Source organism: Rhodoferax mekongensis (genome assembly GCF_032191775.1).
Lineage (GTDB): Bacteria > Pseudomonadota > Gammaproteobacteria > Burkholderiales > Burkholderiaceae_C > Allorhodoferax > Allorhodoferax mekongensis.
The window spans coordinates 25,001-42,456 of the sequence record NZ_CP132507.1 but is presented as its reverse complement, the minus strand read 5'-3'; the positions used below and the strand labels follow the sequence as shown (position 1 = coordinate 42,456).

At 55.2% G+C, this 17,456-nt stretch carries 21 protein-coding genes (1 of these 21 cut by a window edge); 18 read left to right on the top strand and 3 right to left on the bottom strand.

Translation table 11 applies throughout. The features are described 5' to 3' along the window. Window positions 1-264: 264 nt before the first annotated feature. Entirely contained in the window at window positions 265-582 is a 318-nt protein-coding gene (fliE, locus tag RAN89_RS00215; protein ID WP_198301932.1) for a flagellar hook-basal body complex protein FliE, read from the bottom strand. Between the two features lie 173 nt (window positions 583-755). On the opposite strand from fliE, the gene fliF reads away from it, so the two are divergent. The 13 genes from fliF to fliR all read left to right on the top strand — a co-directional run bounded on the left by fliF (window position 756) and on the right by fliR (window position 11,548). After that, on the top strand, window positions 756-2,444 hold the full coding sequence (fliF, locus tag RAN89_RS00210) for a flagellar basal-body MS-ring/collar protein FliF (protein WP_313867709.1): 1,689 nt from the start codon (window positions 756-758) through the stop codon (window positions 2,442-2,444). 21 nt (window positions 2,445-2,465) lie between these two features. Next, a complete protein-coding gene (gene fliG / locus RAN89_RS00205) occupies window positions 2,466-3,467 on the top strand; it encodes a flagellar motor switch protein FliG (RefSeq protein WP_313867708.1) in 1,002 nt (333 codons plus the stop codon). Continuing rightward, on the top strand, window positions 3,467-4,177 hold the full coding sequence (locus tag RAN89_RS00200; RefSeq protein ID WP_313867707.1) for a FliH/SctL family protein: 711 nt from the start codon (window positions 3,467-3,469) through the stop codon (window positions 4,175-4,177). The genes fliG and RAN89_RS00200 overlap by 1 nt, the downstream gene beginning before the upstream one ends. Next, the gene (gene fliI / locus RAN89_RS00195) at window positions 4,164-5,594 is read left to right on the top strand and encodes a flagellar protein export ATPase FliI (RefSeq protein WP_313867706.1); all 1,431 of its coding nucleotides are present in this window, start codon (window positions 4,164-4,166) and stop codon (window positions 5,592-5,594) included. Before RAN89_RS00200 ends, fliI begins: the two co-directional genes overlap by 14 nt. Window positions 5,595-5,618: 24 nt before the next feature. Then, window positions 5,619-6,086, top strand: a complete 468-nt coding sequence (gene fliJ, locus RAN89_RS00190) for a flagellar export protein FliJ (RefSeq protein ID WP_313867705.1) — start codon at window positions 5,619-5,621, stop codon at window positions 6,084-6,086. Then, complete coding sequence (locus tag RAN89_RS00185; RefSeq protein WP_313867704.1) at window positions 6,083-7,258, top strand: flagellar hook-length control protein FliK; 1,176 nt, start codon at window positions 6,083-6,085, stop codon at window positions 7,256-7,258. The genes fliJ and RAN89_RS00185 overlap by 4 nt, the downstream gene beginning before the upstream one ends. 110 nt (window positions 7,259-7,368) lie before the next feature. Beyond that, the gene (locus tag RAN89_RS00180; RefSeq protein ID WP_313867703.1) at window positions 7,369-7,938 is read left to right on the top strand and encodes a flagellar basal body-associated FliL family protein; all 570 of its coding nucleotides are present in this window, start codon (window positions 7,369-7,371) and stop codon (window positions 7,936-7,938) included. An 18-nt stretch (window positions 7,939-7,956) separates the two neighbouring features. Next, window positions 7,957-8,961: a flagellar motor switch protein FliM gene (gene fliM, locus RAN89_RS00175; RefSeq protein ID WP_087495204.1), complete on the top strand. Its 1,005-nt coding sequence runs from the start codon at window positions 7,957-7,959 to the stop codon at window positions 8,959-8,961. Continuing rightward, window positions 8,951-9,391 carry a flagellar motor switch protein FliN gene (gene fliN, locus RAN89_RS00170; protein ID WP_313867702.1) on the top strand — a complete coding sequence of 147 codons (441 nt, stop codon included), beginning with the start codon at window positions 8,951-8,953 and terminating at the stop codon, window positions 9,389-9,391. Before fliM ends, fliN begins: the two co-directional genes overlap by 11 nt. A gap of 13 nt (window positions 9,392-9,404) precedes the next feature. Next, the gene (locus tag RAN89_RS00165) at window positions 9,405-9,716 is read left to right on the top strand and encodes a FliO/MopB family protein (RefSeq protein WP_313867701.1); all 312 of its coding nucleotides are present in this window, start codon (window positions 9,405-9,407) and stop codon (window positions 9,714-9,716) included. A 1-nt stretch (window position 9,717) separates the two neighbouring features. Then, the gene (fliP, locus tag RAN89_RS00160) at window positions 9,718-10,488 is read left to right on the top strand and encodes a flagellar type III secretion system pore protein FliP (protein ID WP_313867700.1); all 771 of its coding nucleotides are present in this window, start codon (window positions 9,718-9,720) and stop codon (window positions 10,486-10,488) included. Window positions 10,489-10,498: 10 nt separating this feature from the next. Beyond that, window positions 10,499-10,768: a flagellar biosynthesis protein FliQ gene (fliQ, locus tag RAN89_RS00155; protein ID WP_313867699.1), complete on the top strand. Its 270-nt coding sequence runs from the start codon at window positions 10,499-10,501 to the stop codon at window positions 10,766-10,768. A gap of 12 nt (window positions 10,769-10,780) precedes the next feature. Next, complete coding sequence (gene fliR, locus RAN89_RS00150; protein WP_313867698.1) at window positions 10,781-11,548, top strand: flagellar biosynthetic protein FliR; 768 nt, start codon at window positions 10,781-10,783, stop codon at window positions 11,546-11,548. 3 nt (window positions 11,549-11,551) lie between these two features. Here fliR and RAN89_RS00145 read toward each other — a convergent pair whose 3' ends face one another. Continuing rightward, on the bottom strand, window positions 11,552-12,181 hold the full coding sequence (locus RAN89_RS00145; protein ID WP_313867697.1) for a response regulator: 630 nt from the start codon (window positions 12,179-12,181) through the stop codon (window positions 11,552-11,554). Then, entirely contained in the window at window positions 12,178-13,317 is a 1,140-nt protein-coding gene (locus tag RAN89_RS00140; protein ID WP_313867696.1) for a hybrid sensor histidine kinase/response regulator, read from the bottom strand. The genes RAN89_RS00145 and RAN89_RS00140 overlap by 4 nt, the downstream gene beginning before the upstream one ends. 161 nt (window positions 13,318-13,478) lie before the next feature. Between RAN89_RS00140 and RAN89_RS00135 the strand changes: the two genes are divergently transcribed. The 5 genes from RAN89_RS00135 to RAN89_RS00115 all read left to right on the top strand — a co-directional run. Further along, window positions 13,479-13,922, top strand: a complete 444-nt coding sequence (locus RAN89_RS00135; protein ID WP_313867695.1) for a hypothetical protein — start codon at window positions 13,479-13,481, stop codon at window positions 13,920-13,922. 40 nt (window positions 13,923-13,962) lie between these two features. After that, window positions 13,963-14,325: a response regulator gene (locus RAN89_RS00130; protein WP_087495195.1), complete on the top strand. Its 363-nt coding sequence runs from the start codon at window positions 13,963-13,965 to the stop codon at window positions 14,323-14,325. A gap of 43 nt (window positions 14,326-14,368) precedes the next feature. Continuing rightward, a complete protein-coding gene (locus tag RAN89_RS00125) occupies window positions 14,369-16,504 on the top strand; it encodes a chemotaxis protein CheA (protein WP_313867694.1) in 2,136 nt (711 codons plus the stop codon). Between the two features lie 22 nt (window positions 16,505-16,526). Beyond that, window positions 16,527-17,015 (top strand): chemotaxis protein CheW, encoded by a 489-nt coding sequence (locus RAN89_RS00120; protein ID WP_313867693.1) that lies wholly within the window; start codon window positions 16,527-16,529, stop codon window positions 17,013-17,015. A 63-nt stretch (window positions 17,016-17,078) separates the two neighbouring features. Beyond that, a protein-coding gene (locus RAN89_RS00115; protein WP_313867692.1) for a CheR family methyltransferase crosses the window boundary here: on the top strand, window positions 17,079-17,456 show its 5' portion. 459 nt of this gene lie beyond the right edge of the window; 378 of the gene's 837 nt are visible here — the first part of the coding sequence; it begins with the start codon at window positions 17,079-17,081; the stop codon falls past the right edge of the window.

The window sequence follows — 17,456 nt, the reverse complement described above, 5'->3', positions numbered from 1 at the left end:
TCGGATTAAGTGTCTGCTGGCAATTTCTTGGCCGCACGGCAGGTAACCCGGGTCACCCGCCTCAACAATACGGCCTCTCCACGGTATTACGTCAAATCTGAAAGAATCTTGAGTCCGTTGGGGCACAAGCCGGAAATGATCCGCTTTTCAGGGCTTATGACGGAGGGCTGGCTGGCTGGACATACAGTTTGTATTTGTGAGTGAAATTGGCACTTGGCGCCCACGCAATGTGCGCAAGTAGCTATCAAAAAGATAGTAAATCAATCACACTTGCATATTCATGATGTCGGTGTACGCCTGGACCATGCGGTTGCGTACATGCAGAGTGGCCTGGAAGCCGATCTGGGCTTTCTGGATGGCCACCATGGTTTCCTCCAGGCTGACCTTGGGGTTTTCCATTTGCACTTCCCGCTGCAAGCGACTGGATTCGTTCTGGGCGGCGCTCACGGAGCTGAGAGCATTTTTCAGTTCCCCGGAAAAACCGCCGCCCACACCGGTGGCGCTGCTGGCCCCGCCGGGTTTGATGCCGGTAGAGGGGCGGATGGAAGTGGGCATTGAGACGGGTGTGAGCTTGAGATCCATGCTGGTCTCCCTGTAAGTTGGGTTGCCGCGAATCCTATGCCCCCACTCGAATGCGTATTTTTTTGAATTGGTGGGTAAAGCCGGGGCTTATTACCCTAATGTTTTGAAAGGTGGGTCGAATAATCAGCCCCATTCATGCGGAGAAGCCCGCCCCCAGCCCTGGAAACCAAGACATGCCCGCAGTTGCCACCCTTCCTGTGAACCCCACCCTGGGACAGCGCCTCACGGCTCTGGACCAGGGGCAGCGCATCCGATTGGCTTTGGGCATCGCCCTGTTTGTAGCGATTGCCGTGGTCGGCCTGGTCATGGGGCGCCAAGCGGAATGGCGGGTGCTTTATTCCAATCTGGCAGACAAAGACGGCGGTGCCGTGATTGCCCAGCTGACCACCATGAACGTGCCCTACAAATATACAGAGGGCGGTGGCGCGATTCTGGTGCCGGCAGACCGTGTGCACGACGTGCGGCTGAAGCTGGCTTCCCAGGGGCTGCCCAAAGGCTCTGTGAGCGGCTTCGAAATGATGGAGGCCAATCGCTTTGGCATGACCCAGTTTCAGGAGCGGCTGACTTTCCAGCGCGGGCTCGAAGGCGAGTTGACCCGATCCATTCAAGCGCTGTCGTCCGTATCCAGCGCCAGGGTGCACTTGGCGCTTCCCAATCAGAATGGCTTTTTCCGGGAGCAGCAAAAACCTTCAGCCTCCGTGTTGTTGAGCTTGCATCCCGGCCGTGCGCTTGATAAAGGTCAATTGGCCGGCATCGTGCACTTGGTGGCGTCCAGCGTGCCTGAGATGAACCCGAGCGCAGTGAGTGTCTTGGATGACACGGGCAAACTCCTGTCTGCCAACCCCGACGCGGCCGCCGGCGTGGATGCCGAGCAACTGCAGTATGTACAACAAATCGAGCAGCTCTACAGCCGCCGCATCCTGGACATGCTGGAGCCACTGGTGGGCAAGCAGAATGTCAAGGCGCAGGTGACGGCGGAGCTGGATTTCTCCCAAACCGAGAGCACCACCGAATCGCACAAGCCTAACCAGACGCCTGACAGTGGCGCCGTGCGTAGCCAGCAATTGGTGGAAAGCACCAATGGCACCCAGCCAACGCCTCCAGCCGGCGTGCCCGGTGCCACCACCAACCAGCCGCCCGCCCAGCCCGCCGCGCCTATCAACGGCCAGCCACAGGCATTGGCCGCCAACGGCCAGACGGCTGCAGGTGCCGCCAACAGCTCCTCCAAGAAAGAATCCATCATCAATTACGAGGTGGACAAGACCATTCGCGTTACCAAAGGTGCGGTAGGTACCATCAAGCGCATCAATGCGGCGGTAGTCCTGAACAACCAGTCGGTTACCGATGCCAAGGGTGTGACCACCAGTGTGGCCCTGACAGAGGCGCAGTTGGAGAAGATGACCGCGCTGGTGCGCGAAACGGTGGGCTTCAACCAGGACCGCGGAGATTCGGTGAATGTGGTTAACGCGCCCTTCGCACCCGAAAAGGCCGTTGTGAATGACACGCCTGTCTGGCGCCAGCCTGAGGTGCAGGAGCTGGCACGCAGCCTGGCCTGGCCTTTGGGCACGCTGGGTCTGGCGGCACTCGTGCTCTTGGGTGTGATTCGCCCTGCGATGAAGGCACTGACCCAGCCCGCGCCGGTGGCCGAGCCACTGGACAATAATGAAGTGGCGCAGCTGGATGCGATCGAGAACGACCAGCCCGAGCGTCCGCAGCTGACAGGCCCCGGTACCGGCACGGATACACAGCCTGCATCGCCAAGCGAGTTGCGGCTGGAGGATGCCCGCAAGCTCACCCGGGACAATCCGGCTGCCGTGGCCAACATTGTCAAAGCATGGATGAATGGAGAGGCACCGGCGTAAAGCGCGGCGCAAAATACCACCATGGCAAACGAAGACGGACTCCAAGACGCAGCAATCCTCATGATGTCTCTGGGCGAAGCAGAGGCATCCGAGGTTTTCAAACACCTGTCGCCCAAAGAGGTGCAGCGCCTGGGCGAGGCGATCGCCAAAACTACCCAACTCACCCGCGAAAAGGTGGATGAGGTAGTGGACAAGTTCACCGGAGTAGCGGCCTCGCAGAGCTTGCTGGTCTCCAACTCAGGCGACTACGTGCGCTCGGTATTGAAGCTGGCCCTGGGCGACGACAAGGCCGCATTGCTGATTGACCGCATTTTGCAGGGCGGCGATGTCTCCGGTATTGAAAGCCTGAAGTGGATGGACCCGCTGTCAGTGGCGGAGCTGCTGCGCAACGAACACCCGCAAATCGTCGCGGCCATCCTGGTGCACCTGGACTACGATCAAGCCGCGGATGTGCTCAAGAATCTCACTGAGCGCCAGCGCAATGAAGTCATGCTGCGCGTGGCCACCATGGAAGGTATTCAGCCTACCGCCCTGAAGGACTTGAATGAAGTGCTGTTCAAGGTGTTGGCCGGTGGCGACAAGATCCGCAAGTCCTCTCTGGGTGGTGTGAAGACAGCGGCCGAGATGATTAACCTGATGGGTACCGCCATTGAGGGCACGGTGATCGAGTCCATCCGCAGCCACGATGCGGATTTGGCCCAGAAGATCATGGACAAGATGTTTGTCTTCGACGACCTCAACAAGCTCGACGACAAGGCGATCCAGATGGTGCTCAAGGAAGTGTCTTCAGATGTGCTCATTGTGGCGCTCAAGGGTGCACAGCCCGAGCTCAAGGACAAGATTCTGGCCAACATGTCGTCCCGTGCGGCGGCAACCCTCAAGGAAGACTTGGAATCGCGCGGCCCCATGCGTCTGTCGGAAGTGGAAGCCCAGCAGAAAGAAATTCTCAAGATCGTGCGCCGTTTGGCAGACGAAGGCCAGATTGTGATCGGCGGTGGAGGTGGCGACGACGCCATGGTCTGATGAATCGCAACCAAGCACGCTTTATACCTGGTGAAGAGATTGGTTCCGTCACTGACTGGGACTTTGGTGATGTAGACAAATCTTCAGCCCGTTTTGCCGCCAAGTTGGCTGCCCAGGCCTTGGCAGAAGAGCAGGCCAAAGAGGCATTGGTGCGCCAATCCTCCTTCTCGGAAGGGCATGCCCAAGGCTATGCGGAAGGCTATGCCCAAGGGCACGCCCAAGCCACGTTGGAAGGCCAGCGCCAACTCAATGACTACATTGCGAACGAAGGCAAAGTAGCCGCTGAAGCCATGGCGCAACTGTTTGCCAATGCGCAGGCGCAGTTGGCCGAGTCGGAGCAGGCGATGGCCCGGGGTGTGCTGGAGCTGGCTTGTGAGATTGCCCGCCAGGTGTTGCGGCATGAAATGTCCAGCAACCCGAACGCCCTGCAACCGGTGGTGCGCGAAGCGCTGAGTGTGTTGGCCATTGATAGCAAGGCAGCGCTTGTGCGCATGAATCCGCTGGATGTGGAAGTGTTGTCTGAAGTGTTGCGGCAGGAGTTTTCCAACCTGTCTCTGACGATGCTGCCTGACAGTGCAATCAGCCGCGGCGGTTGCCTGGTGGAGGCGGCCGGCACGGTGGTGGATGGCACCGTAGAGCAACGCTGGCGCAAAACGGTAGCCACCCTGGGCCTGGAGGCCCCTTGGGAAGATGCAGATGCAAACACCTGAGTCCACCCCCTCCACGGCTCCCGCCAAATGGGCGGATTACCTGGCCCAGGCCCGTGCTGCCGTGGGTGAAGAGTCATCGCTGGAAGTGCGTGGTACGTTGACCAAACTGACGGGCTTGGTGTTGGAGGCGAGTGGCATCCGGGTGCCCGTGGGTTCCCAATGTGTGGTCACCATGAAGGCACGTGAGCCTGTGTTGGCGGAAGTCGTCGGTTTCTCGGGTGACCGCGCTTACCTGATGCCGGCCGGCGATGTGCATGGCCTCTCCAGTGGCGCCGGTGTGGCAGCCGCCGCTGCGTTTGTGCCCGTGCCTCGCCTGGGCGAAAAGACGGTGCCTGCAGATGCAGCATCCGCAGGCATGCTGCGCTTGCCCTTGGGTGATGGGCTACTGGGGCGTGTGGTGGATTCGCAAGGTTTCCCCATGGATCGCATGGGGCCTTTGGCCGATGTGTCTGCCCGTGTCCTTGACCGTAAACCGATCAATGCCATGGACCGCGCGCCTGTGCGTGAAGCGCTGGATACCGGCGTGCGCAGCATCAATGCCCTTTTGACAGTGGGCCGTGGCCAGCGCTTGGGCTTGTTTGCCGGCTCCGGCGTCGGCAAAAGCGTGTTGCTGGGCATGATGGCCCGTTACACCCAGGCGGACGTCATCGTCGTCGGTCTGATCGGCGAACGCGGCCGAGAAGTAAAAGAATTCATCGAAGACATTTTGGGTGTCGATGGCAGGCAACGTTCTGTGGTGGTTGCTGCTCCTGCGGATGCACCACCCCTGTTACGCATGCAAGGAGCGTCTTACGCTACTGCGATCGCCGAGTACTTCCGTGACCAGGGCAAGCATGTGCTGCTGCTGATGGATTCGCTGACCCGCTATGCCATGGCGCAGCGCGAAATCGCCTTGGCCATTGGCGAGCCGCCAGCAACCAAGGGTTATCCGCCATCCTGCTTTGCCAAGTTGCCTCAGTTGGTGGAGCGGAGTGGCAATGGTCTCAACGGCGTGGGGTCCATCACCGCTTTTTACACCGTGCTGTCTGAAGGTGACGATCAGCAGGACCCGATTGCAGATGCGGCCCGCGCCATTCTGGACGGGCACATTGTGCTGTCGCGATCCTTGGCCGAGTCCGGGCATTACCCCGCGATTGATGTCGAGCAATCGGCCTCGCGGGTGATGCACAACGTGGTGGATCGCGGGCATTTTGAGCAGGCGCGGCGTTTCCGCAGCCTCTATTCCAAGTACCAGAAGGGTCGGGACTTGGTTCAGATCGGTGCGTATGCGCCGGGCTCGGACCCCGTGCTGGACGAGGCCATTGCTCTGCAACCCGGCATGATCCAGTTTTTGCAGCAGGACATGCTGGAAGCGGCTCCCATGGAGCAGGCACTGGCACAGTTGGCGCTGAGTACTTCGGTGGAAGCGCTGCCATGACATACGGTGTGATCGGCGGTTCGCATGGCTGACTCATCCGGCCTTTTGCTGGCAATCTCGATGGCCGAGCGCAAGCGGGATGAGGTCATTCGCGCTTTGGCACAGAGCCAGCAGAACGTGCAAGCTGCGATGGGCCAGTTGGACCAGTTGTGCTCCTATGCCGGCGACACGGATCACCGTTGGGTCAGCACGGGTTCAGTGGGGCTCTCGGTGGAGTTGATCAAGCATCACTACCAGTTCAGTGGCCGGCTACAGCAAGCCATTTCGATGCAAGAAGACGTGATCGCCAATTTGCAGCGCCATGTCGAAGGCGTAAAGCAACAGCTTCAGCTAGCCGAAAGCCGCCTGTCGGGATTGAACAGCGTGCTGAAGAAACGACGGGCTGAGGCGCAACGCATTGCCCAGCGACGTGATCAGGCGCAGATGGACGAAATGGCAGCCCAACTTTTTGCGCGAACCCGCGCTCAGCAAACCCAAGGTGAAGCACGATGACCATCGAAATCGCACCCAAAGCTACTGCATCCGCAAAACCTGCCGAGGGCAGTTCCGGGCAAAAAAGCACCGACAAGCCGGAAGGTGGCAGTGCGAACAGCGCTACAGGTTTTTTGGCGGCGTTAGCCTGTGCCCAAGAAGTGGCACCTGTGGCGATTGATGCGGCGATTGCCCCGCCAGTGGATGCGGCTGCCGATAGCTTGGTGCCAACGGACCTGATACTTCTCCAGGAAAAACCGCTGGACGGTGCGTCCGCAACACTGCCGGATCCTGCACTGTTGTTGGCGCAAGTGGCTGCAGCGCCGGTAACGGTGGTTCCCTTACCTGCTGAAGTCGCTCGCGGCAAGTCTGGGTCAGCTGCGGGCAGGGATGGTGCCTTGCCCCTGCAAGCTGCGCTGGATTCTGCGCTTGGTAAGCCATTGAACACCCCGCAGGCCAAATCTGGCAAAGTGGCTTTGGATGCAGCGGCCCAAGCCGCGCAGCCTGAGTTGGCAGACGCTTCGACAGCGAACACAAGTGCAGCAGCAACAGCTGCAGCGAGCAAGGAAACCACTCCTGAGCGGATTCACAAGTTTGTCCAAGAGCTCACAGCTTCATTAACCAAAGCTCCAGAGGGCAGCACATTGGCCTTGGGTTCTAGCCGGGAACGTTCGCCGGAACTCCAAGTGAATCCCCGGGTGACCTCGAACGAGGTGTCTGCGCAGAATTGGGCTGCGCCTCAGGGCGCCGGTGGCGCCATGGGCGTAGACGGCGTTGTCGCCGGAGCTGCAACCGCCGGTGCCGATGGGCAATATGCCGAGCAGGTCAGCTATTGGATCAGCCAAGATGTACAAAAAGCGGAGATGACACTGGATGGTTTGGGTGCAAACCCTGTCGAGGTGAGTATTTCAATGCAGGGCAAAGAAGCCACGGTAGTTTTCCGCTCTGACGAGGCCTTGACCCGTGAGGCTCTTGCCAATGCCAGTTCTCAATTGCAAGATGCCATGAGTCGCCAGGGGGTGGTGTTGTCCGGGGTGTCGGTTGGTACCTCGAATTCGGGCGACTCGCAGCGCCAAGGCTCTGGCGGCAAACCTTTCGGTTGGAAAGTCGGGACGGTGGAGGCTGCAGCTGAGTCCGCCCCAAGCGTTTCCAGAACGGGAACCTCAGGACGATCGATTGACCTGTTTGTGTAAGTGGGCTTGGTGAAAATGACAGGTGGAAATGAATAATCCCCCTTATTCATGCTTATGCGCTCATGGAGCCATGAATAATCCCCTTAACTTCACACATTCGAGGTAGTCACGTGTCAGCAAAACCTGAAGCGGCAGATGCCGCCAAACCGCCGGCCAAGAGCAAGAAGATGCTGATCATCATTTTGGCGGCTGTGCTTGTGCTGGTCTTGGGTGGTGGTGGTGCCTTTTTCTTTATCAGCAAAAAGCATGCAGCCGCGGAAGACGGTGAGGAAGCGGCTCCGCCTCCCAAGGCTGCAGCGCATGCTGCCCCCAAAACACCTCCGGTGTACCTTCCCATGGATTCCATGGTGGTCAATTTGGCGGACCCGGGCGGTGAGCGTGTGGCCCAGATTGGTATCACCTTGGAGGTGATTGATGCCAAGGCTTCGGACTCAGTCAAAGCTTATCTGCCGACCATCCGCAGCAGCGTGTTGATGTTGATTTCCCAGCGGACTGCGGATGAGCTTCTCAAGGCAGAGGGCAAAGAGAAGCTGGTGGAGGACATATTGAAGGCGGCCTCGGTGCCTTTTGGTGGTGGTGAAGAGGAAGAAGAATCCACTTCCAAGAAGAAAAAGAAGAAAGCGGTGCAGGTGGAGTACCCTGTCACTGGTGTTTTGTTTTCGAGTTTTATCGTCCAGTAAAGGAACTGCGGGCTTGTTATGAGCGAATCGTTTCTTTCCCAGGAAGAAGTTGATGCCCTTCTCGAAGGCGTTACTGGCGAGAGCCAGAAGACCGTAGAAGAGGCAGCGGAGCACGGTGAAGTTCGTGCTTACAACATCTCCAGCCAGGAGCGAATCGTTCGTGGGCGCATGCCTACGATGGAAATCGTGAATGAGCGGTTTGCCCGGAATTTGCGGGTCGGGTTGTTCAACTTTATTCGCCGTAGCCCGGAAATTTCTGTCGGTCCGGTAGTGGTGCAGCGTTACAGCGCGTTTTTGCGTGAATTGGCTGTGCCCACCAACTTCAATATCGTGGCGATTCGTCCTTTGCGTGGTAGTGGATTGGTGGTTTGCGAGCCGGCACTGGTTTTTGGCGTTATTGATACCTTGTACGGTGGCATCGGAAAGTTCCAGACGCGTATTGAAGGGCGCGACTTTTCGGCCACAGAACAACGGGTGATCAACCGCCTGGTTGATGTGATCACCACGGAATACAAAAAGGCTTGGAAGGGCATTTACCCTCTAGAACTGGAGTATCAGCGCTCGGAGATGCAGCCCCAATTCGCGAATATTGCAACGCCCAGTGAAATTGTGATCTCCACCTCTTTCCAGCTGGAAATCGGAGATATCACGGGAGCCATTCATTTCAGTTTCCCGTATTCAACGCTGGAGCCTATCCGGGATGTTCTGTATTCCTCCACGCAAGGGGATTCCATTGAGGTAGACCGCCGTTGGGTGAATGTGCTTACCCGTGAAATTCAAGCAGCAGAAGTCACTATCGTTGCCGAGCTGGCCCGTGCGGATGCTACTGTTGAGCAGCTCTTGGGTATGAAAAAGGGCGACTTTATTGAACTGGACCGTGCACCCAGAATTCAGGCCACCGTAGATGGTGTGCCGATTTTCGAGTGTCAGTACGGCACTCACAATTCGAAGTACGCGATACGCATTGAAAAAGCACTTCGTGGCAATGACCAAAACTGGTTGGGAGAACGCAATGGCATCTGAAGATAAACCCGACGAAGTTCAAGGTGCTGCCGATGACGGGATGGCAGATTGGGCGGAAGCGCTCCTTGAGCAAAAAGCTAGCGATGGTGTGGGAGATGCCGCTCCCGGCGGGCCGCTTTCCGGGGACACGCCAAAGCCGTTTACCTCGGGTGGCGATGGGCATGTCAACGACATCAACATGGTGTTGGACATACCGGTTCAGCTCTCCGTTGAGCTGGGACGCACCAAAGTGCCCATCAAACACATATTGCAGTTGGGGCAGGGCTCAGTCGTTGAGCTGGATGCGCTTGCGGGGGAGCCCATGGATGTTCTGGTCAATGGATATTTGATCGCCCAGGGTGAGGTCGTCGTGGTCAATGACAAGTTCGGTATACGATTGACGGATGTCGTGACGCCGTCCGAACGGTTGAAGCGGGTCAGTAGAAACTAAACGGCTGCTGCCGATGTCATTGCAACTTTTACCTGTCATCCTTTTCCTTATTGCGCTGGCCTGCGTTCCCTTTTTGATCCGTTGGCTGAAAGCCCGTGTTCCCTCGTCTTCCCGCTTGGGTGGGGCTCAGAGCCGCTTTGTATCGGCTGTTGCTGTTGGTCCGCACCAAAGGGTTGTTACCGTTGAAGTGGGCCCCATGCACAACCGAGTCTGGTTGACTTTGGGTGTGAGTGCGAACGGAATTCAATGCCTGCACACTGCTACTGCACCGGTTGAGTCTCAGGAGTCGATGGAAATTCCCACGGTTCCGGGAAGGATTTCTTGAAATGACCGGTGTTTCCTCTTTGGTCATTCGTCAGTGGGGCGTGGCTTCACTCGGCTTGGTTGCTTTGCTTGCCTCCGCTTCGGCATTTGCACAGACTCCCGGTCAATTACCTTTATTGGTAGGGACAGGGGAGAGCGGCGTCAATTTCTCTGTGCCGATACAGACACTTCTGTTTTTCACTGCACTCTCGTTTATACCCGCTGTGCTGTTGATGATGACGGGTTTCACCCGCATCGTGATTGTCTTGTCCTTGTTGCGTCAGGCTTTAGGGACCCAATCAGCCCCGCCTAATCAAGTGATTGTTGGCTTGTCCCTGTTCTTGACTTTTTTTGTCATGGGGCCCACCTTCGATCGGATTTACGCCGATGCCTACCAGCCTTATTCACAGGGCACGATGTCGTTCGATCTGGCGCTTCAAAAAGCAGAGGTTCCCATCCGAAGTTTTATGGTGAAGCAGACACGCCAGTCGGACTTTTCGCTTTTTGCAAAGCTTGCGAAGCTTCCGCCGGACATGAAGGCGGACACGGCCCCCATTCGGGTGTTGGTGCCGGCGTTTGTGATCAGTGAGTTGAAATCAGCGTTCCAGATCGGATTCATGATTTTCATCCCGTTCCTGGTCATTGATATTGTGGTTGCCAGCGTATTGATGTCGCTAGGCATGATGATGTTGTCCCCGGTGTTGGTCGCGCTGCCATTCAAGCTCATGCTTTTCGTATTGGCCGACGGCTGGAACCTTCTGATTGGTTCGTTGGCTGCAAGTTTTGTAACCTGAGGTATCGACCATGAACGCGCAAACCGTTTTAACCATGGGGCAAGAGGCCTTGTTGATGCTTTTGATGGTGTCAGCTCCGGTGCTAGGAGCTGCCCTTGTGGTCGGTTTGTTGGTCAGCCTTTTTCAAGCGGTCACCCAGATCCATGAGGCGACTCTAGCATTCGTCCCCAAATTGGTGGCGGTGATCGCCGTGTTTGCGATTGCTGGTCCATGGATGCTGACTATGTTGGTGGAGTACATCCGTCGAATGCTGGAAGCCATTCCTGCCTCTGTGGTGTGACAGAGTGGTCCTGTGATCTCTTTTGATGAAGCCCAGATTGCCCAGTGGCTTTCACCCATACTCTGGCCTTTCCTGAGAGTCTTGGCCGTTTTTACGTCTGCGCCGGTACTTTCTTCCAGAGCTTTTCCGATGCGGGCAAAGATCGGTTTATCGCTTCTGGTGGCCTTGGCCATTCAGGCCAGCCTGCCGGATGCGCCCGTCATTTCGTTCAATGATCCCGCTGCGCTTGCAGTCGTCATTCAGCAAGTCGTTATCGGTTTATCGATTGGCTTTGCCGTTCGCCTGGTGTTCTCATCTGTTGAGCTAGCAGGCGAAGTGGTTGGTTTCCAGATGGGGTTGAACTTCGCTGCTTTTTTTGATACCTCCATGAACACACAGTCCAGTGCGGTTGCGAGATTTTTTGCGCAGATGGCTTCCTTGCTTTTTGTGGTGATGAATGGCCACCTGATGGTGATGATGGCAGTCACGCAGAGTTTTGTCGCTTTCCCTGTGTCGCCAAATTTTTTGGATGCATTGGCCGCCATGCAACTTCAAAAACTGGGGGCAGAAGTCTTTGCGAGTGCCCTTTGGATTGCGCTGCCCATGGTGGGCATCCTGCTATTCACCAACATGGCTCTGGGGATTATTTCGCGCGTGTCGCCTCAAATGAACATATTTGCCATTGGTTTTCCCATCACACTCGTCGTCGGCATTGTGGGAATCGCCGTGACGCTGCCCATGCTGGACCAACCGTTTACCGCTTTGATGGGTAGGGTGATCGGACTTTTCGTATCCAGCTAAGGCCTAGACGAGGGCATTGCGAATGGCATACACAGTCAGTTCTGCATTGTTGCTCAGCGCAAGTTTTTCTAGCAATCGTGCGCGATAAACGCTAACGGTTTTAGGGCTGAGCATGAGCTCTTCCGCTATGTCCGAGAGTTTTTTGCCTGAAGCAATTTTAATCAGTGTCTGGAGCTCTCTCTCGGAGAGCCTAGAGTGCAGAGTCTCTTCGCTGGGGGTTGCGAGTTGATTGATCAGCATCTCTGAAACTTCCGGTGTTACGAATTTCCGGCCGGAATGAATGGTGCGGACCGCCTTCGCTAAGTCTGCAGGATCACCGGCCTTATTCAAATAGCCAGATGCCCCGGCTCGGAGGCATCTTATGGCGTACTGGTCTTCTGCGAACATGGAGACGATGAGCGTTCTGACATGGGGGTGAGACTCCTTTACCGCGGCAAGGACCTCCAGCCCACTTCGGCCAGGTAAATTGAGGTCGAGTACCAATACCTCGCAGGCTGCGGATTTGAGTGTTTCTTTGAGTTCCTGGTAGCTGCCTGCCTCGCCGGTGACCTCTATCCCGCCTGAATCTACGAGTGTGTCACGGATACCCCTGCGGATCATTGCATGGTCATCGCACAAAACGACTTGGATCATGGATTTTTTGACGTTGTCGGATTGGTTGGGGGGGGCTGGAGTGGCAGTGTCAACGTGATGGATGTACCCCTTCCCGGAGTGCTGCTGACATCAAGCCAACCACCAATGTTTTTCGCTCTTTCGCTGAGCCCTTTGAGGCCGAAGCCAGCCGTTTTTTGGAGTCGTGTCATGTCAAATCCGGGACCATTGTCGGAGACTTCAACGGTGAGTCCGTCTCCCCCGTCTGCGATGTCTATCAACACATCAGCCGCTGGCGCATATTTGCCGATATTGGTTAGCGATTCTTGAACAACCCGATATGCGGTCAACCGAGCGCCATCATTGAGTGCGGTGTCGTTATCCAGCCTGCAATTGAGAAGTACCCGACGTCCAACGCGTTTAGAGTGGGCCTCGCTCAACCATTGCACGCTGGCTGCCAAGCCTTGATCAAGTATCGCTGGACGGGTGTTTTGCATGATGCGTTGGGTGGCGGTAAGGGCTTGCCCCACCATTTGCTGTATGGCGCTGAGTCTTTCGAGTATTTCCGGGGATTCTGTGTGGCGCTTTATCCAGGCAACATCGAGATTCATTGCGGCGAGTGCCCCGCCGATTTCGTCGTGAATTTCCCTCGAAATGGCCGCGCGTTCTTGCTCTAGCGAACTTTGCAGATGCCTTGCGAGCTCAGATATGCGACGCTCCGATTCTTCAAGTGCGTTGGCCGTTCGCTGTCTTTCTTTCTCGCTTTGGTGCAGCTTTAGGGCACGCAGAATGACTCTTGCCAATTCCTTAAGTTTGTCTTTGTGCAAATAGTCCGTGATTCCACTCTGGATGGCTGCGACAGCCGCTGCTTCACCGATTGCACCTGAAACTATGACGCAAGGCGGAGTGGCGCTCAGTTTTGACAGTTCGGCCCAAGCGTCCATGGCAGTAAAGCCGGGAAGTCTGTAATCCATGAGCACTATGTCGAACTCTTGGTCCAATAAAGACGCAAGCAAGCTTTGTTTGTCATCGGCTCGCGCAATGCTGAAGCGAAGATCGCTGCCTTCTAGTGCCCGCTTGACGAGCAAGTGGTCGGCGTCTGAATCCTCTAAGTGCAGTACTTTTACAGGGTTACCCAGTGGATTGGACTCATGTTTCAGGGCTATCATGCGATTCATTATGTGCTGCCAGTGCGAAACCTAAAATTTTTTTTCTGTCAAAGTAATTGATTTTTCCCCAAAATTCGTGAATCCTGCTAACCTACGCTCCGTGATTAACTCAAAGCTCATGAATCCGGCGTAGGATAGCGAACAAGACTGGCATCTGAGGAAGAATGACAATGGAACCATCGTTGACGCCACCTGCTGCCCCGGCTGTTCAGCTGCCTGTAATGTTGGTCGCCGAAGTGCAAGATTCCCTGCTAGTTGTTGTGCACGACTTGACGCGGCTTGACGGATTGTTGGCGCACACTATGGAAAACCTCATGGAGCGGTTTACTACCGCTAGTGCTCACCTGTCATCGCCCGCTTTGGGTCACTCTGAAGAGTTGGACAGGGTTCGTAGTGCGCTGCACGCAGCGGTAACGGAGCTCCAATTCCAGGATATGGCCTCGCAGCTGATTGTTCACACCTCGAAAATCTTGCAAGGTTGTGCCTACCGGCTAGCATCTGAGTCGATGGGTAGCGAAGACGGTGAGGCGGTGCCCTTCGTTGAAGAAGTGCCGGAACGTCCCAATCCAGTTACCCAAGATGAAATGGACGCCGGGTCCATTGAGCTTTTCTAACCTAAACCACAACTTCCCCTGCGTTTTATCGGAGCCTCTCATGCCTTTAATACTTGCTGTTGACGATTCCCCCTCCATGCGAAAGATGGTTTCCTTCACCCTAACCGGTGCGGGGTATCAAGTCGTGGAAGCTGTGGATGGTCAGGATGCGTACGAAAAAGCGCAAACGCAGACATTCGATTTGGTTTTGACGGATCAAAATATGCCCAGACTCGATGGTCTTGGGTTGACTCGCAAGTTGCGGGAGCATCCTCAGTTCAAAACAACGCCGATTCTTATGTTGACTACAGAATCGAGTGATCTGATGAAACAGGCCGGCCGTGCAGCGGGGGCAACGGGTTGGCTGGTAAAACCCTTTGACCCGGCGAAGCTTCTGGACGTTATCAAAAAGGTCATCCGCTAGATTGGATGGGACGTCGTTGGATTCTCAATAATAGGAGATAGGCATGGCCGAGACGCATCAAGATGGTGGAGCTGGTGGTGATTTCGATCTGAGTCAGTTTTATCAAATCTTTTTTGAAGAAGCGGGCGAAAACTTGGATCAGATGGAGCAAATGCTCCTCAACCTGAATCTGGAAACAGCGGATGACGAAGAACTGAATGGAATTTTCCGCTGCGCGCACTCTGTCAAGGGAGGGGCCGCGACATTTGGGTTTGCTGACGTTGCTGAACTAACGCATCAGATGGAGTCTTTGCTAGACAGGCTTCGTAGGCATGAATTGCAGCCTACAGCGGCAATGGTCGACGTGCTTTTGGAGTCTGCTGATGCCTCGCGTAGCTTGTTGGCGCGTCATCAAGCCGGTGATGAGGGTGAGGCTCTCCCGACGGCCGACTTGGTCAAACGTATCAGCGTATTGGCAGCAGGCGGAACTTTGGAAGTCCAGAGACCAGCCGCTGCGCCAGTAGTGCCAAAGCAGGAAGCCTCAGTTAGCAAAGCAAACTTACCTGGTCCGCGTAGTCTCCAAATTACTGTGGGGCCATTGGACAAGCCTGAACAAGCGGATGCCATACAAGAGCTTTTTCGGGACATTCCAGGGCTTGGTGAAATCACGCCTGTTGTGTCGCCTAAAGCTGGATTCCGGGTTTTCCAAGCAGGAACATCTTCTACTGATGAGGAGTTGCTGGATCTGTTCGCTTTCCATGTTTCCAGAGAAAAAGTTCAAATTGAGATTAATGGAGAGCAGCCACGTGCGGATCCAGGTTTCGGCTTCTTTGATGGCGCTGCTGGGGCCCCTGCTGTGGCTGGAGTCACCCCCGAAACGAAGGTGGCTCCGGAGGCTGGATTCGGATTCTTTGATGGTTCTCCCGGAGCGCCCGGTGTTGCGGCAGAGCAAATAACGGCTCCATCCGTTGCGCAAGAGGTCGCAACCGTTGCGAAGGTCCCCGCAAAAGTTAATCCGGCAGCCGTGGTTCAGCCTGAAGCTGCCACTATTCGGGTTGCGATCAGCAAGGTTGACCAGCTGATCAACCTCGTTGGAGAGCTTGTAATCACTCAAGCAATGCTTGCTCAGAACAGCAGAGCACTGGATCCTGCTGTCTATCAGCAGCTATTAACCGGATTGGCGGATCTGGACCGAAATACCAGGGATCTTCAAGAGTCTGTAATGTCGATTCGGATGATTCCAATGTCGATCGTTTTCAGTCGGTTTCCCCGCATGTTGCGTGACTTGGCCGGTAAGCTGGGCAAGAAAGTCGAGTTCGTCACCCAAGGTGAAGCTACTGAGTTAGACAAAGGATTGGTCGAGAAAATCACCGATCCATTGACCCACCTTGTTCGCAACAGTTGTGATCATGGTATCGAAATGCCGGCTGAGCGCATAGCTGCTGGCAAGTCAGAGTCCGGCACGATTACCTTGTCGGCCTCGCACCAAGGCGGATCCATAGTGATAGAAGTGCGTGATGATGGCCGAGGACTTTCACGTACGAAAATTTTAAATAAAGCCAGAGAGCGTGGAATTGACGTTTCAGATCAAATGTCTGACGCAGAGGTTTGGCAACTAATCTTTGCGCCCGGCTTTTCAACTGCAGCCGTCGTTACGGATGTCTCTGGTCGCGGAGTCGGCATGGATGTGGTGAAGAAGAACATCACCGCGTTGAACGGCACTGTGGATATCGACTCCGCTGAAGGTTACGGCATGAAGGTGTCTGTACGCTTGCCACTCACACTAGCCATCATGGATGGCATGTCAGTTGGAGTGGGTGAAGAGGTGTACATACTTCCACTCTCCTCTGTTATTGAGTCTTTTCAGGTGAAGGCAGATGCTGTAAGCACAGTGGGGCAGGGGTCTCAGCTCGTAAAGGTGCGCGATGAGTACATGCCCGTGATTGAGTTGGAGAAGGTATTTCAAATCCCTCGCTTCGACTTTGAAAAGTCCAGTGACATCATGGTTGTCGTTGAGGCTGACGGTAGCCGAGTTGCACTTTTGGTGGATGAACTTCTTGGACAACAACAGGTTGTTGTCAAGAACCTTGAGTCTAACTATCGGAAGGTGCCTAACGTTTCCGGAGCTACGATTCTGGGAGATGGGAAGGTCGCGCTCATTCTCGATACTGGTGCACTTGTGCGCCGGTCACGTCATTGAAATGCTGCTCTAGGAGTTTCTCATGGGAATGATGGAAAAACTGAATGATCTAACCACCAGTGGTGCGCGCGAGTATTTGACCTTTCGCTTGGATCAAGAGGAGTACGGCATTGACATATTGAAGGTCCAAGAGATACGTGGCTATGAACCTCCGACGCGAGTTGCAAATGCTCCCAGTTTCATCAAGGGCGTTGTGAATTTGCGCGGAACAATTGTTCCAATCGTGGATATGCGATTGAAGTTCAATTGTGCGAAATCAGAATACAACTCTTTTACGGTCGTCATCGTCTTAAACTTGCGTAATCGAATCGTAGGTATCGTTGTTGATTCTGTAAGTGATGTGATGGAACTACCTCCCGAGAGTTTGAAGGCTGCACCAGATATCGAAAGTGTGATTGACAGTTCTGCAGTTCTAGGTTTGGGGTCTGTTGGCGATCGCATGTTGATTTTGTTGGACATAGAGAAACTGATGTCCGCTCCAGAGATGGGGCTAGTCTCAATGTCTGAATGAGTTCGGATTAGCTGAAGACTTTCTTTGCTTGATTACCATTGCGTTCACTGTTGAAGGCTATTGATGGCATCTAGTTCGACAGACGACATGCAAGGTAGGGAGTTTGTTTGGACGAACTCCGACTTTGAACATGTTCAAAAGCTGATTTATCAAAGGGCGGGCATTAGCTTGCATGATGGTAAGCATGCAATGGTGTACAGCCGGCTATCGAGACGGCTAAGAGAGACGGGGCACCAGAGTTTTAAGGACTACCTCCGTTGGCTTGAGTCAACTGAGGGGCCAGAATGGCAAGAGTTCGTAAACGCGCTGACTACGAATTTGACCTCGTTCTTTAGGGAAGGTCATCACTTTCAAATCCTGAGTGACTACTTGAAGTCAGAAAAATTCACAGGCGGATGCAAAATTTGGTGTAGCGCTGCTTCCACAGGTGAAGAGCCATAC

What these genes read in the sequence shown, in the direction of transcription:
- fliF (WP_313867709.1), top strand. Translation starts at nt 756, where the DNA reads ATGCCCGCAGTTGCCACCCTTCCTGTGAACCCCACCCTGGGACAGCGC.
- fliJ (WP_313867705.1), top strand. Translation starts at nt 5,619, where the DNA reads ATGGCTGACTCATCCGGCCTTTTGCTGGCAATCTCGATGGCCGAGCGC.
- fliQ (WP_313867699.1), top strand. Translation starts at nt 10,499, where the DNA reads ATGAACGCGCAAACCGTTTTAACCATGGGGCAAGAGGCCTTGTTGATG.
- RAN89_RS00135 (WP_313867695.1), top strand. Translation starts at nt 13,479, where the DNA reads ATGGAACCATCGTTGACGCCACCTGCTGCCCCGGCTGTTCAGCTGCCT.
- RAN89_RS00185 (WP_313867704.1), top strand. Translation starts at nt 6,083, where the DNA reads ATGACCATCGAAATCGCACCCAAAGCTACTGCATCCGCAAAACCTGCC.
- fliP (WP_313867700.1), top strand. Translation starts at nt 9,718, where the DNA reads ATGACCGGTGTTTCCTCTTTGGTCATTCGTCAGTGGGGCGTGGCTTCA.
- RAN89_RS00165 (WP_313867701.1), top strand. Translation starts at nt 9,405, where the DNA reads ATGTCATTGCAACTTTTACCTGTCATCCTTTTCCTTATTGCGCTGGCC.
- RAN89_RS00145 (WP_313867697.1), bottom strand. Translation starts at nt 12,181, where the DNA reads ATGATCCAAGTCGTTTTGTGCGATGACCATGCAATGATCCGCAGGGGT.
- fliM (WP_087495204.1), top strand. Translation starts at nt 7,957, where the DNA reads ATGAGCGAATCGTTTCTTTCCCAGGAAGAAGTTGATGCCCTTCTCGAA.
- RAN89_RS00125 (WP_313867694.1), top strand. Translation starts at nt 14,369, where the DNA reads ATGGCCGAGACGCATCAAGATGGTGGAGCTGGTGGTGATTTCGATCTG.
- fliN (WP_313867702.1), top strand. Translation starts at nt 8,951, where the DNA reads ATGGCATCTGAAGATAAACCCGACGAAGTTCAAGGTGCTGCCGATGAC.
- RAN89_RS00130 (WP_087495195.1), top strand. Translation starts at nt 13,963, where the DNA reads ATGCCTTTAATACTTGCTGTTGACGATTCCCCCTCCATGCGAAAGATG.
- RAN89_RS00140 (WP_313867696.1), bottom strand. Translation starts at nt 13,317, where the DNA reads ATGAATCGCATGATAGCCCTGAAACATGAGTCCAATCCACTGGGTAAC.
- fliE (WP_198301932.1), bottom strand. Translation starts at nt 582, where the DNA reads ATGGATCTCAAGCTCACACCCGTCTCAATGCCCACTTCCATCCGCCCC.
- fliG (WP_313867708.1), top strand. Translation starts at nt 2,466, where the DNA reads ATGGCAAACGAAGACGGACTCCAAGACGCAGCAATCCTCATGATGTCT.
- RAN89_RS00120 (WP_313867693.1), top strand. Translation starts at nt 16,527, where the DNA reads ATGGGAATGATGGAAAAACTGAATGATCTAACCACCAGTGGTGCGCGC.
- RAN89_RS00200 (WP_313867707.1), top strand. Translation starts at nt 3,467, where the DNA reads ATGAATCGCAACCAAGCACGCTTTATACCTGGTGAAGAGATTGGTTCC.
- fliI (WP_313867706.1), top strand. Translation starts at nt 4,164, where the DNA reads ATGCAAACACCTGAGTCCACCCCCTCCACGGCTCCCGCCAAATGGGCG.